Origin of the sequence: Xanthomonas sp. WCS2018Noco2-27 (assembly GCF_031843525.1) — a bacterium.
Taxonomy (GTDB): domain Bacteria; phylum Pseudomonadota; class Gammaproteobacteria; order Xanthomonadales; family Xanthomonadaceae; genus Xanthomonas.
The window spans coordinates 144217-156329 of the sequence record NZ_JAVTIK010000004.1; the positions used below are offsets into that span (position 1 = coordinate 144217).

Below are 12113 nucleotides of genomic sequence, written 5' to 3' on the forward strand. Positions count from 1 at the left end.
GCTGCGCTCCGTCCCCTCATCCAGCGCTGCGCGCCACCTTCTGCCGATGGGAGAAGGAATCAGTAGTCACCACCCCGGCGCGTGGCGACGCGCTGCGCTTGGTCGGTCGCACCAGGCCACTGAGGCGCCAGCCAATCCTGCTACCATGCGCGCCCCTGAGGTGACTGCCGGCTGGCCGGTGGTTTAAACGGGAATCCGGTGCGCGCATCGCCTTGGGCGAGTCGCAATTCCGGAGCTGCCCCCGCAACGGTGGGCGAGACAAGGGTCTGCACGTCACGCCACTGTGCTTTGCATGGGAAGGCGCAGACCCGGGAAGCATCCGCTTCCGCTCGCAAGCCCGGAGACCGGCCTGAGGGATTGACCCGGCACGCGGTGGGCGTGGCCTTGCGCGTCCGATGCTGCTGCGTCGGGCGGCTGGCCCGTTGCTGCGTGTCGCCCCATTGCCCCCGCGCGGGTCGGCGCGGTTTCAGGAGCAGCAGTAGATGTCCCTTTCTTCCGTTTTGCCGCGTCGCGCTGTGTTGGCCGCGGGATTGTCGCTGTGCGTGATCAATCTGGCCCAGGCCGAAGCCGCCATCGATCTCGACGAAGTGGTGGTCACCGCTTCGCGGACCGCGCAGGCCCAGGACCAGACGCTGGCGCCGGTCACGGTGATCGACCGCGCGCAGATCGAGCGCCGCCAGATTAATTCGCTGCAGGACCTGCTGCGTGGCGAAGCCGGGGTGTCGCTGGCCAATAACGGTGGTCCGGGCAAGGCGACCTCGTTGTTCCTGCGCGGCACAGAATCGGATCATCTGGTGGTGCTGATCGACGGCGTGCGCATCGGCTCGGCCACCGCCGGCGGTGCGGCGTTACAGGATCTGCCGATCGAGCAGATCGAGCGCATCGAGATCGTGCGCGGGCCGTTTTCCAGCCTGTATGGCTCCGAAGCATTGGGCGGCGTGATCCAGATCTTTACCCGTCGCCCGCAAGGCCCCTTCGTGCCGACGCTGAGCGTGGCGGCCGGCAGCGACAATGCGCGCCGTTATGGCGCCGGTGTCGCCGGGCGCAGCCAGGGCGATCTGAGCGAAGCCGGCGGCTGGTATTCGGTCAACGCCGTGCATGACGAAACCGATGGCATCAATGCGTATCTGGACACCAGCTCGAGTGCCTACGATCCGGACCGCGACGGTTACCGCAACGATTCGCTGAGCGCGCAGGGCGGCTGGCGCTTCAATCGGCAGTGGGATGCGGACGTGCACGCCTTGCGTGCGCAGAGCCGCAACGAATACGACGGCTCGGCTTTCGGCGGCAATCTGTCCAAGGGCGTGCAGCAGGCCGTGGGCGGGCGCGTCCGCTATGCGCCCAGCGATGCGCTGACGTTCACCGCCAGCCTGGGCAGCAGCGCCGATTTCAGCGACGCGTATTACGAAGGTGCGTACCTGTCGACCTACGACACACGCCGCAAGCAGGGCTCGCTGCAGGCCGATGTCAACACCGGGCCGGGCCTGCTCACGGTCGGTTTCGACTGGCAGCGCGACGCCATCGCCAGCAGCGACACCTACGATGCCGATAGCCGCATCGACCGCGCCGCGTTTGCGCAGTGGCAGCAGAGCTTCGGCAGCCAGTCGCTGCAGGCCAGCCTGCGTCGCAACGACAACAGCCAGTTCGGTGGCAAGACCACCGGCAGCCTGTTGTGGGGCTGGGACTTCGCCGAGCATTTGCGCGTGACCGCCAGCTACGGCACTGCGTTCAAGGCGCCCACCTTCAACGAGTTGTACTACCCGGATTACGGCAATCCGTTGCTGGGGCCGGAAACCTCCAAGAGCGCCGAGCTGGGGCTGCGCGGCAACTACGACTGGGGCACCTGGACGCTCAATGCCTTCCAGACCCGCATCGACGATCTGATCGCCTACGACGCCTCGCTGGTGGATGCCACCCATCCGTTCGGGCAGCCGAACAACATCGACCAGGCGCGCATTCGCGGCGTGGAAGCCGGCTACGACACCCAGCTGGCTGGCTGGACCGTGCGCAGCGCGCTGACCTGGCTACAGCCGCAGGCCGATGGCGAGGTCAATCACGGCAACTGGTTGCCGCGGCGTGCGCGGCAGAGCGGGCGCATCGATGCCGACCGCAGCTTCGGTGCCTTCAGCATCGGCGCCAGCCTGTTCGGTTCCGGCAAGCGTTACGACGATCTGGCCAACACCGAGCGGCTGGCCGGCTACGGCCTGCTGGATCTGCGTGTGAGCTATGCGATCGACGCGGACTGGAAGGTGCAGTTCACCGCAAACAATGTCTTCGACCGCCAGTACGAGACCGCACGCTGGTATGCGCAGCCGGGGCGCAACTATCTGCTCACCTTCCGCTACCAGGCGGCGCAGTAGCGCGCGGGCAGCCGGTGCATGTGCGATGGCGGGATGCATGCGGCCGATAGCGACCGGCCGCAGCATCGCGCAACTCCTCGCACTGGTGGCAGTGCATCGCTCCAACGCACCACTGAGCAAACGGCTGCAGCCGGACCGCCAGTGACCCGGCAGCATCAGCAGCAATGTGCCACTCGTACACTGCAGCATCTTCCGTTTGCCTGTCTCCACTGCTAGCGCATCTGCGTCTGTACTCGAAGGAACACCGATGACCCCGCTCTCCCGTCCCGCCGAACGTGCTGTCTTCATCAGCTTGATGCTGGTGATGACTGCCACCCGCTTCCATCACGTCAGCGACTGGCTGCATCTGCCGGATGCGTCGATGGCGGTGTTCTTTCTGGGTGGTCTGGCAGCGCGACGGCATGCGTTTTTTGTCGCCCTGCTGGTGTTGTCGGTGGTGATCGATTGGGCCGCGGTCACGGTGGCCGGTGTCAGCGACTTCTGCATCACCGCCGCCTATGCGGCGCTGCCGCTGGCGTACGGGGTGCTGTGGTACGCCGGCCGGGCCTATCACGCGCGCCTTCGCCCGGATGCAAGGTCGATGTGTATTGCGTGGGCGCTGGGCACCTTGGCCGCAGTGGTGTCGTTCCTGATCTCCAATGGCGCGTTCTACTGGTGGGGCGGGCGCTATGCCGAGCCGCATTGGGCGCAGTATCTGCAGCGCGCAGCGCAGTGGGGCCCGTTGTTCGTGCGTACCACCGCGCTGTATCTGGCGGTTGCGCTTGCCGGTGCGTGGTGTGTATTGCGCTGGCGTGCCGCGCGCGCTGCGGCGGCGTTATCGGCCCCGCTGGAGCGGTCATGACGGTTGCACGGCAAACGCGCACGCCGGCACGCGCGCCACTGCAAGGCACCGCCGCATGGATGTGCGGTAGCGCGTTGGTGCTGTTGATGGTGTGCACGCGCGGCGAGCATTTCGCTAGCGTGGATGCATTGCCCAGCGCATCCTGGGCGGTGTTCTTTCTGGCCGGTGCCTTGCTGCGCCCGCGGTGGATGCTGCCGCTGCTGTTCGGGGTGGCGTCTGCGCTGGATCTGATCGGCCTGGTCTCCGGCAGCATCAGCGATTGGTGTCTGTCGCCGGCCTATTGGGCACTGGCATTGGCGTATGCGGCATTGTGGTTGGGTGGGCGCGTGTATGCCTTGCAGCTGCACCGCGACGTGTGGCGCGATGCGGCCCGCCTGCTGTGCGCAGTGCTGCTCAGCGGCAGCCTGGCGTATCTGCTCTCCAAGGGTGGCTTCTACTTCTTGTCCGGCCGTTATCCGCAGGCCACGCTGGGCGGTTTTGTCGCGCGCGTGCCTGACTATTATCCGCACGCACTCGGCACGCTGGCAGGCTATGTCGGCGTCGCTTTCGCGCTGCTGGCTGTACTGCGTGGCATCGCCACACGTCACCCGATTGGAGCAAGCGCATGAGCACCCCCGAACACGACGACGCGCATTACCGCGAACGCGCGCAGCGCAAGAAGGAGTTGGTGGACCGACGCATCGCACGCGCGGTCGTCGACCGTGGCGTGCTGCTGGTCAATACCGGCAACGGCAAGGGCAAGAGTTCGTCCGGCTTCGGCATGCTGGCGCGCTCGCTCGGGCATGGCCTTTACTGCGGCGTGGTGCAGTTCATCAAGGGCACGTTTTCCACCGGCGAAGAAGCGTTTTTCCGCCGCTTTCCGGATCTGCTCGACTACCACGTGATGGGCGAGGGCTTTACCTGGGAAACCCAGGACCGTGCACTCGATATCGCCGCTGCGCAGGCCGCCTGGCAACTGGCGCGCGGCATGCTGGCCGACCCGCGCTACGACTTCGTGCTGCTGGACGAACTCAATATCGCCTTGGTCAAGGACTACATCGCGCTGGACGAGGTGCTCGCAGCCGTGGCTGCGCGTCCGCCGGGGCAGCATGTGGTGATCACCGGGCGCGGCGCGCCGGCCGGGTTGATCGAGGTTGCCGACACCGTCACCGAGATGCGCCTGATCAAGCATGCCTTCAACGCCGGCATCAAGGCGCAGCTCGGCATCGAGTTGTAGACATGACTACGCGCGTGCAATTGCGTGCAGCTGCATCGGCGAGTGTCCTGTCATGACGCAGGGACGCCCTCCATGGCGCTAGTGATTGCCACGGCCGCCGTGCTGCTGGACCTGCTGCTGGGCGAACCGCGGCGCGCGCATCCGCTGGTGCTGTTCGGCCATTGGGCGCAGCGCGTGGAAGCACGCCTGTACCGCGATCGTCGCGGTGCAGGCGTGCTGGCCTGGTGCACGACGGTGGTGCCATGGACGCTCCTGGCAGCCGCGTTGCAAGCGCTGCTGTGGTGGTGGTCGGCGTGGGCGGCAACTGTCTTTGCCGCCGTCATGCTGTATCTGGCGCTGGGATTGCGCAGCCTGGGCGAACATGCGCAGCCGGTGATCGACGCATTACAGGCCGACGACCTGGCAGCGGCGCGCACTGCCGTGGGCCGCATCGTCAGCCGCGACACCGCCGCGCTCGATGCCACGCAGGTTGCCGCCGCGGCGACCGAGTCGGTGCTGGAAAACGGCAGCGATGCGGTGTTTGCCGCGCTGTTTTGGGGTGTGCTGCTCGGCGCGCCGGGCGCGGTGCTGTATCGGCTGTCCAATACGCTGGATGCGATGTGGGGCTATCGCACGCCGCGCTACGCCAACTTCGGCTGCGCTGCGGCGCGCATCGACGATGTGCTCAATTGGGTGCCCGCGCGGCTCACCGCCGTGACGTACGCGCTGCTCGGCCGCAGCCGTACCGGCATGCGCTGCGCCTGGCAGCAGGGGCGCGGCTGGAAGAGCCCCAATGCCGGCCCGGTGATGGCGGCCGGTGCCGGCGCGTTGCAGGTGCAATTGGGTGGGCCAGCGCCGTACCACGGCCACTGGCAGACACGGCCGCGGCTGGGCGAGGGCCTGCCGGCCAGCGCCGGCAGCGTGCGCCGTGCGCTGCTGCTGGTGCGTGCCGGGGTGCTGTTGTGGTTGTTGCTCGGCGCACTGGCGTTGGCGCGGGTGACGCCATGACCGGCCACAACTCCCTTGCGCGCAGGCGCTGCGTCGACCATCGGCAATCTCTGTGCAGTCACGCACCATCTCGTGGAGTCGCTCATGCTTGAACACGGAGGCCGGTTGCGCCGCGCCGCGCAGACTTACGGGATTGCGCTGTCGCACTGGCTGGATCTGTCTACCGGGGTGAGCCCGTTTGCCTGGCCCGTGCCTGCCATCCCGGAGCAGGCGTGGCAGCGCCTGCCGGAAGACGACGATGGTCTGGCCGAGAGCGCCGCGGCCTATTACGGCGCGCCGCACGTATTGCCGGTCGCCGGTTCGCAGGCGGCGATTCAGGCCTTGCCGCTTTTGCGCAGCCGCAGCCGGGTGGGCGTGCTGGCACCGGGGTATGCCGAACATACACACGCGTGGCGACGCGCCGGCCACACCGTCGTACCGCTGCCGGCGGGGCCGTTGCTGCAGACGGCGGAGACCTTCGATGTGGTGGTGCTGATCCATCCCAATAACCCAGGTGCAGAGACCTTCGATCGCGAAGTGCTGTTGCAGCTGCATGCACGTCTGGCGGCACGCGGCGGTTGGTTGGTGATCGACGAAGCCTTCATGGATGCCACGCCGCACGACAGCGTGTGCGCGCAGACACCGCAGCCTGGCTTGATCGTGCTGCGCTCGGTCGGCAAGTTCTTCGGCATGGCCGGTGCGCGGGCCGGGTTTGTGTGCGCGCAGCCGCAGCTGCTGGATGCACTGCGCGAGCAGTTGGGGCCATGGACGGTGAGCGGCCCTACCCGCTGGGCGCTGCAGCAGGCATTGGCAGATACCCACTGGCACGCGCAGGCCCGCGAACGCCTGCACGCGGCATCGCAACGGCTTGCGCAGCTGTTGCGCAGCCATGCGATCGCACCCACCGCAGGCACTGCGTTTTTCCAATGGTGTCGGCGCGACGATGCGGCGGTGTTGCATGCGGCGCTGGCGCAACGCGGCATCCTGACCCGCCTGTTCGATATGCCGGCCAGCCTGCGCTTCGGCCTGCTGCCCGATGCGGCCGCCGAAGCACGCCTGGATGCTGCGTTGGGCGAGGTGTTGGCGTGAGCGCACGCGTGTTGATGGTGCAGGGCTGCACCTCCGATGCCGGCAAGAGCACGCTGGTGGCCGCGCTATGCCGCTGGTTGCATCGCCAGAGTATTGCGGTGGCACCGTTCAAGCCGCAGAACATGGCGCTGAATTCGGCGGTTACCGTCGATGGTGGCGAGATCGGCCGCGCGCAAGCGGTGCAGGCGCAAGCCTGCGGACTAGAGCCGCACACCGACTTCAACCCGGTGTTGCTCAAACCCAATAGCGACACCGGCGCGCAGGTGATCGTGCATGGGCATCCGGTCGCCACGCTGGATGCGGTGGGCTACCACGCTTACAAGGCCACCGCGCTTGCCGCGGTATTGGCCTCGCACGCACGGCTGGTCGAGCGTTTCGAGGTGGTGCTGGTGGAAGGCGCCGGCAGCCCGGCGGAGATCAATCTGCGCGCCAACGATATCGCCAACATGGGCTATGCCGAGGCAGTGGATTGCGCAGTGATCCTGATTGCCGACATCGACCGTGGCGGCGTGTTCGCGCATCTGGTCGGCACCTTGGCCTTGCTGTCGGAGAGCGAACGCGCACGCGTTGCCGGGTTTGTCATCAACCGCTTTCGTGGCGATCTGGCGCTGTTGCAACCGGGCCTGGACTGGCTGGAACGCGAAACCGGCAAGCCAGTGCTCGGCGTGTTGCCGTATCTGCACGGCCTGCAGCTGGAGGCCGAAGATGCGCTGCCACGGCAGGCGCTGCACAAGCCGCACGCGCAGCTGCGCGTGGTGGTGCCGGTGCTGCCGCGGATCAGCAACCACACCGATTTCGATGCCTTGCTGGCGCATCCGCAGGTGGAGGTGCAGCTGGTCGGTCCGGGCCAGATGCCACCGGCCTGCGATCTGATCGTGCTGCCGGGCAGCAAGGCGACGCGCCAGGATCTGCAGTGGCTGCGCGCGCACGGCTGGGACACCGCCATCGCACGCCATCTGCGTTATGGCGGCAAGCTGCTCGGGATCTGCGGCGGCCTGCAGATGCTGGGTGAGCAGATCCACGACCCCGATGGCATCGAAGGCCCGGCCGGCAGCAGTGCCGGGTTGGGCTGGCTGGCACTGGACACGCAGTTGCACCCGCACAAGCAATTGCACCGCGTACACGGGCGCCTGGCGCTCGGCGATGCGGCTGCCAGTGGCTACGAAATTCACTGCGGAATCAGCACCGGTGCTGCGTTGGCGCGGCCGCTGGTGCAGCTGGACGATGGCCGCAGCGATGGCGCCATCTCCGACGACGGCCAGGTGCTGGGCACCTATCTGCACGGCATCTTCGATCACCCGCAGGCGCTGGCCGCGTTACTCGCATGGGCCGGCCTGGCGCAGGCAACGCCGCTGGATCTGGCGGCGTTGCGCGAGGCCACGCTTGACCGTCTTGCCGATGCAGTGCACACGCATTTAGACACCGCTGCGCTGATGCGGCTCACTAGCAAGGAGCCGGCATGCGGCAGTTGATTCTGGGTGGCGCGCGCTCGGGCAAGAGCGCACTGGCCGAACGCCTCGCCGCCAGCGCGGCCGAGCACGTGTGCTATGTGGCCACCGCGCAGGCATTCGATGACGAAATGCAGCAACGCATCGCCCATCACCGCAGCCAGCGCCCGCCGCATTGGCAGTGCGTGGAAGAACCCATTGCATTGGCCGCCGCGCTGCAGGCGCTGGCCGCGCCCGATCGCTGCGTATTGGTCGATTGCCTGACGCTGTGGCTGAGCAACCTGCTGGGCCATCCGGATACGGGCGCGTTTGCGCGCGAACGCGATGCACTGCTGGCAACGCTGCCGCAGTTACCTGGGCAGATCGTGCTGGTCAGCAACGAAGTGGGGCAGGGCATCGTGCCACTGGGCGAACTCACGCGTCGTTTCGTCGACGAGGCCGGCCGGCTGCATCAGGCATTGGCGCTACAGTGCGAGCGTGTGGTGTTTGTGGTGGCGGGTTTGCCGATGGTGTTGAAGGGAGAACAGCTGTGAGTAGCGACTGGATCTTTGCCGCATGCGCAGTGCCGGATGCGCGCGTGCGCGCGGCTGCGCTGGAACGGCAGGAACAACTGACCAAACCGCCCGGCGCGTTGGGCCGGCTGGAGCAACTGGCCGTGCAATTGGCGGCCTGGCAACGCAACGCGCAGCCGACCGTGCAGCGCGTGTGGATTGCGGTGTACGCGGCCGACCATGGCGTTGCCGCCGAGGGCGTGTCGGCGTTTCCGCAGGCGGTCACCGGCGAGATGGTGCGCAATTTCGCACGCGGCGGTGCGGCCATTGCGGTGTTGGCGCGCGAACTCGGTGCGCGTCTGGAAGTGGTGAACCTGGGCGTGATCAACGACCCCGGCGAGTTGCCGCGCGTACGTCGCGCCTGGATCGCACCCTCCAGCGCCAATATCTGCGAGCAACCGGCGATGACGCCCAGCCAGTTGCGCGACGCGCTGGCCGCCGGTGCGGAGAGCATCGCGCAGGCCAAAAGTTGCGACACGCAGTTGTTTGTCGGCGGCGAAATGGGCATCGGCAACACCACCGCCGCTGCCGCGTTGGGCTGCGCGCTATTGTCGCAGTTTCCGCAGGCGATGGCCGGCGCCGGCACCGGCCTGGACGCCGAAGGCATCGCGCACAAGGCAACGGTGATCAGCCGCGCATTGGCCTTGCACGCCGACGCCACCACGCCGCTGGAACGGTTGCGCCGGCTCGGCGGGTTCGAGATCGCCGCCCTGGTCGGCGCGTATATCGCCGCCGCGCAGGCCGGCATTCCGGTGCTGGTAGATGGCTTCATCACCACCGCTGCGGCGCTGGTGGCCACTCGTCTGAATCCCGGTGTGCGCGAATGGCTGTTGTTCGGACATCGCTCACAGGAGCGCGGCCACGCCGCCTTGCTACGCGCCCTGGATGCCGAGCCGTTGCTGCAACTGGACCTGCGCCTGGGCGAAGCCAGCGGCGCAGCGGTGGCGATTCCACTGCTGCGCAGCGCCTGCGCCTTGCACAACGGCATGGCCACTTTTGCCGAAGCCGGAGTGTCCGACGCATGAGCACGCAGATCACCTTGCTGCGGCACGGCGACACCGGGCAGCGCAGCTATCGCGGCCAGCTCGACGACCCGCTCACCGAGCTGGGTTGGCAGCAATTGCGTGCAGCCACCGCCGAGGGCGAATGGGAGGTAGTGGTGTCGTCCACCTTGCAGCGCTGCGCAGCCTTCGCTACCGAATTGGCCGACGCGCGCGGCTTGCCGCTGCAGCTGGACGCACGGCTGCGCGAATATCACTTCGGCCGCTGGCAGGGCGTGCCGGTGGCCGAGATCGATCGCGACGAAGGCGAAGCGCTTGGCCGCTTCTGGGCCGACCCGCTGCACCACCCGCCGCCGCAGGCAGAACCGTTCGAGGCGTTCTGCGCGCGGCTCGCCGCGGCGCTGGATGCGGTGGTCGCCACCTACCCGGCGCGTCGCGTGCTGGTGGTCACCCATGGCGGTGCGATCCGCGCGCTGCACTGCATGGTGGCCGGCAACGGATTCGGCCGCATGACCGAGCTGGCCGTGCCGCACGCCTCGCTGCATCCACTGGTCTGGCCACCGGCCGATAATGTTGCTGCAGCGCTGCCATCGGTGCCTGCAGCAGCGCCGCAGTCTGCACACGACGCCGGATGATCGATGGGCTGCTCGCGGCGATCGGCTTCCTGACCCGCATTCCGGTACCCAGCGCGGTGTTCGCCCGGCCGGGCGTGCAGACACGTTCGTTGCCGTGGTATCCGGGGGTCGGCCTGCTGCTCGGTGCGCTGCTGTGTAGCCTGGCGTGGTGCCTGCGCGATGTCGCGCCATTGCTGGGCGCGGCATTGCTGTTGAGCGCATGGACCTGGCTGACCGGCGCCCTGCACCTGGACGGGCTGGCCGACATGACCGACGCCTGGGTCGGCGGTATGGGCGACCGCGCGCGCACGCTGGCGATCATGAAAGACCCCACCAGCGGACCGATGGCAGTGACCGCCGTGGTGCTGGTCTTGCTGCTCAAATGCGCCGCACTGGCCACATTGCTGCCGCACGCACCGGGTGCGCTGTGGCTGGCGCCATTGCTGGCACGTGCCGCGGTGGTGGCGGCGTTCTTGACCACGCCGTACGTGCGCGCTGGCGGCCTGGGCAGCGCGCTGGTCGCCGCACCACGCACAAGCTTGTGGCTGGCGTTGATACTGGCGACCGTGGTCTGCGTCGCTGCCGGTATGGCGAGCGCGGCTCTGTGCCTCGGCACTGCCGCCGTGGTCTTCGTTCTATGGCGCCGCGCCTGCATGCAGCGCCTGGACGGCATGACGGGCGATACCTGCGGCGCGCTGGTGGAACTGACCGAAACCGCAGTGCTGGTGATGCTGGCGGTGTGGCTGGGTTGAGCCGCACGCTGTGCAACGGAGTGCAAGATTCCGCAAGATCGGGACCGCGCCGGCACGCGATGCAGACGATGCTGATGCCGTTACCAGGGAGCCAACACCATGCATGCAGCAGACTCAGCAGTTAGCAGTTGGCAACGCGGCGTGGAGCGCGTCATCGCGCATCTGCAGGCCAGCATTCGCAGCGGCGCCGCATTGCCGGATTTGGCCGAATTGGCAGGCATCGCGCACCAGTCGCCGTATCACTTCCATCGGGTCTATCGCGCCCTGACCGGTGAGACCGTGGGCCACACGGTGGCACGCTTGCGGTTGAGTCAAGCCCTGCATCTGTTGGGCAGCGACGATGCGTCGGTGACCGAGGTCGCGCTCGCAGTCGGCTACCAGACGCCACAAGCACTGGCGCGTGCTTGTCGCGGCACACTGCAGGCCAGTCCCACTGTCTTGCGCTCGGCGCCCGCATTGCGGGCCAGCAAGCTGCAGCAGTTATCGACGCCGGCAACGTTGGCAAACAGCCCGTCAGCACCGCTGCAGGTTAGCGTGCAGACGCTGGAGCCATTCGAATTGGTGGTGCTACGCAAGCGCGGCGCATTCGACGACCTGGATCGCGGCTTTGGCCGGATTGTTGCCTGGGCGGCGCGCGCTGGCATCGTCGACAGCCTGCAGTGTCTGGTGGGATTGCCGCTGAGCGATCATCGTGACGTTCCGGCGCACGCGCATCTGTTCGAATGCGGTGTGGGGTTCGACGCAGTGGCCATGCCAGCAGCGCCCTTGCAGTTGCGCCGTCTGGATGGCGGACCGCACGCCGTCCTGCGCCACGTGGGTTCGTATGCCGGGCTGGAAGATGCGCTGGACCAACTATTGGCTGCCTGGCTGCCCGGCAGCGGCTACCTGCTGCGCGATGCGCCACTGCATTACCTGTATCTGGACGATCCGGAAGAAACACCCGAAGCGATTCTGCGCGCCGATATTCGGGTGCCGGTGGCGGCGATCCAAAAGCGTGGTTGAGGTGACGGACGCAGTGCCGCACGCGTAGCTGAGTTGCAGAGCGATTGTGCAAGCTGTTGCCTTCGCGCGAAACATCTACACGCGCAGGGCCGACATACTCGCTGCGTCGCCTTAAGAGCGGCCAACAAAACGTAGCGAGCAGTCGTCAGATGGGTGTGGACGGTGCGGAGGAACCGGAGTGTAAGCGTGGTCCATGCTGCACCGAGCATCGGCCGCGCCCGCCTGGCGGTGAGTACAGTGCTTTTGTTAGGGATGCTCTGAACAAGTCCCTGG

Annotated in this window: 12 protein-coding genes, 1 other RNA gene and 1 riboswitch; of the genes, 12 read left to right on the plus strand and 1 reads right to left on the minus strand. The window is 67.3% G+C overall.

Going from position 1 to position 12113, the window contains the following annotated elements; all coding sequences use genetic code 11:
• Nucleotides 1-141 precede the first annotated feature (141 nt).
• Nucleotides 142-368: riboswitch (cobalamin riboswitch) on the plus strand.
• 114 nt (nucleotides 369-482) lie between these two features.
• The 12 genes from btuB (at nucleotide 483) to RQH86_RS09750 (ending at nucleotide 11840) form a co-directional block, all read left to right on the plus strand.
• Nucleotides 483-2360 (plus strand): TonB-dependent vitamin B12 receptor, encoded by a 1878-nt coding sequence (btuB, locus tag RQH86_RS09695; RefSeq protein ID WP_311239601.1) that lies wholly within the window; start codon nucleotides 483-485, stop codon nucleotides 2358-2360.
• A gap of 247 nt (nucleotides 2361-2607) precedes the next feature.
• Entirely contained in the window at nucleotides 2608-3201 is a 594-nt protein-coding gene (locus RQH86_RS09700; RefSeq protein ID WP_311239602.1) for a hypothetical protein, read from the plus strand.
• Nucleotides 3198-3809, plus strand: coding sequence for a hypothetical protein (locus RQH86_RS09705; protein WP_311239603.1), 612 nt, complete (start codon nucleotides 3198-3200; stop codon nucleotides 3807-3809). The genes RQH86_RS09700 and RQH86_RS09705 overlap by 4 nt, the downstream gene beginning before the upstream one ends.
• Nucleotides 3806-4417, plus strand: coding sequence for a cob(I)yrinic acid a,c-diamide adenosyltransferase (gene cobO / locus RQH86_RS09710; protein ID WP_311239604.1), 612 nt, complete (start codon nucleotides 3806-3808; stop codon nucleotides 4415-4417). Before RQH86_RS09705 ends, cobO begins: the two co-directional genes overlap by 4 nt.
• A 72-nt stretch (nucleotides 4418-4489) precedes the next feature.
• Nucleotides 4490-5404: an adenosylcobinamide-phosphate synthase CbiB gene (cbiB, locus tag RQH86_RS09715; protein WP_311239605.1), complete on the plus strand. Its 915-nt coding sequence runs from the start codon at nucleotides 4490-4492 to the stop codon at nucleotides 5402-5404.
• Between the two features lie 84 nt (nucleotides 5405-5488).
• Nucleotides 5489-6472 (plus strand): threonine-phosphate decarboxylase CobD, encoded by a 984-nt coding sequence (gene cobD / locus RQH86_RS09720; RefSeq protein WP_311239606.1) that lies wholly within the window; start codon nucleotides 5489-5491, stop codon nucleotides 6470-6472.
• Nucleotides 6469-7944, plus strand: coding sequence for a cobyric acid synthase (locus RQH86_RS09725; RefSeq protein WP_311239607.1), 1476 nt, complete (start codon nucleotides 6469-6471; stop codon nucleotides 7942-7944). The genes cobD and RQH86_RS09725 overlap by 4 nt, the downstream gene beginning before the upstream one ends.
• Nucleotides 7932-8453 (plus strand): bifunctional adenosylcobinamide kinase/adenosylcobinamide-phosphate guanylyltransferase, encoded by a 522-nt coding sequence (gene cobU / locus RQH86_RS09730; RefSeq protein WP_311239608.1) that lies wholly within the window; start codon nucleotides 7932-7934, stop codon nucleotides 8451-8453. Before RQH86_RS09725 ends, cobU begins: the two co-directional genes overlap by 13 nt.
• Nucleotides 8450-9496, plus strand: a complete 1047-nt coding sequence (cobT, locus tag RQH86_RS09735) for a nicotinate-nucleotide--dimethylbenzimidazole phosphoribosyltransferase (RefSeq protein ID WP_311239609.1) — start codon at nucleotides 8450-8452, stop codon at nucleotides 9494-9496. Before cobU ends, cobT begins: the two co-directional genes overlap by 4 nt.
• Complete coding sequence (locus RQH86_RS09740) at nucleotides 9493-10107, plus strand: histidine phosphatase family protein (protein WP_311239610.1); 615 nt, start codon at nucleotides 9493-9495, stop codon at nucleotides 10105-10107. The genes cobT and RQH86_RS09740 overlap by 4 nt, the downstream gene beginning before the upstream one ends.
• Nucleotides 10104-10838, plus strand: coding sequence for an adenosylcobinamide-GDP ribazoletransferase (locus RQH86_RS09745; RefSeq protein WP_311239611.1), 735 nt, complete (start codon nucleotides 10104-10106; stop codon nucleotides 10836-10838). Before RQH86_RS09740 ends, RQH86_RS09745 begins: the two co-directional genes overlap by 4 nt.
• 99 nt (nucleotides 10839-10937) lie before the next feature.
• Nucleotides 10938-11840: an AraC family transcriptional regulator gene (locus tag RQH86_RS09750; RefSeq protein ID WP_311239612.1), complete on the plus strand. Its 903-nt coding sequence runs from the start codon at nucleotides 10938-10940 to the stop codon at nucleotides 11838-11840.
• Between the two features lie 119 nt (nucleotides 11841-11959).
• On the opposite strand, the gene RQH86_RS09755 is transcribed toward RQH86_RS09750, so the two are convergent.
• A non-coding RNA gene (locus RQH86_RS09755) (sX9 sRNA) lies at nucleotides 11960-12035 on the minus strand.
• Nucleotides 12036-12113 lie beyond the last annotated feature (78 nt).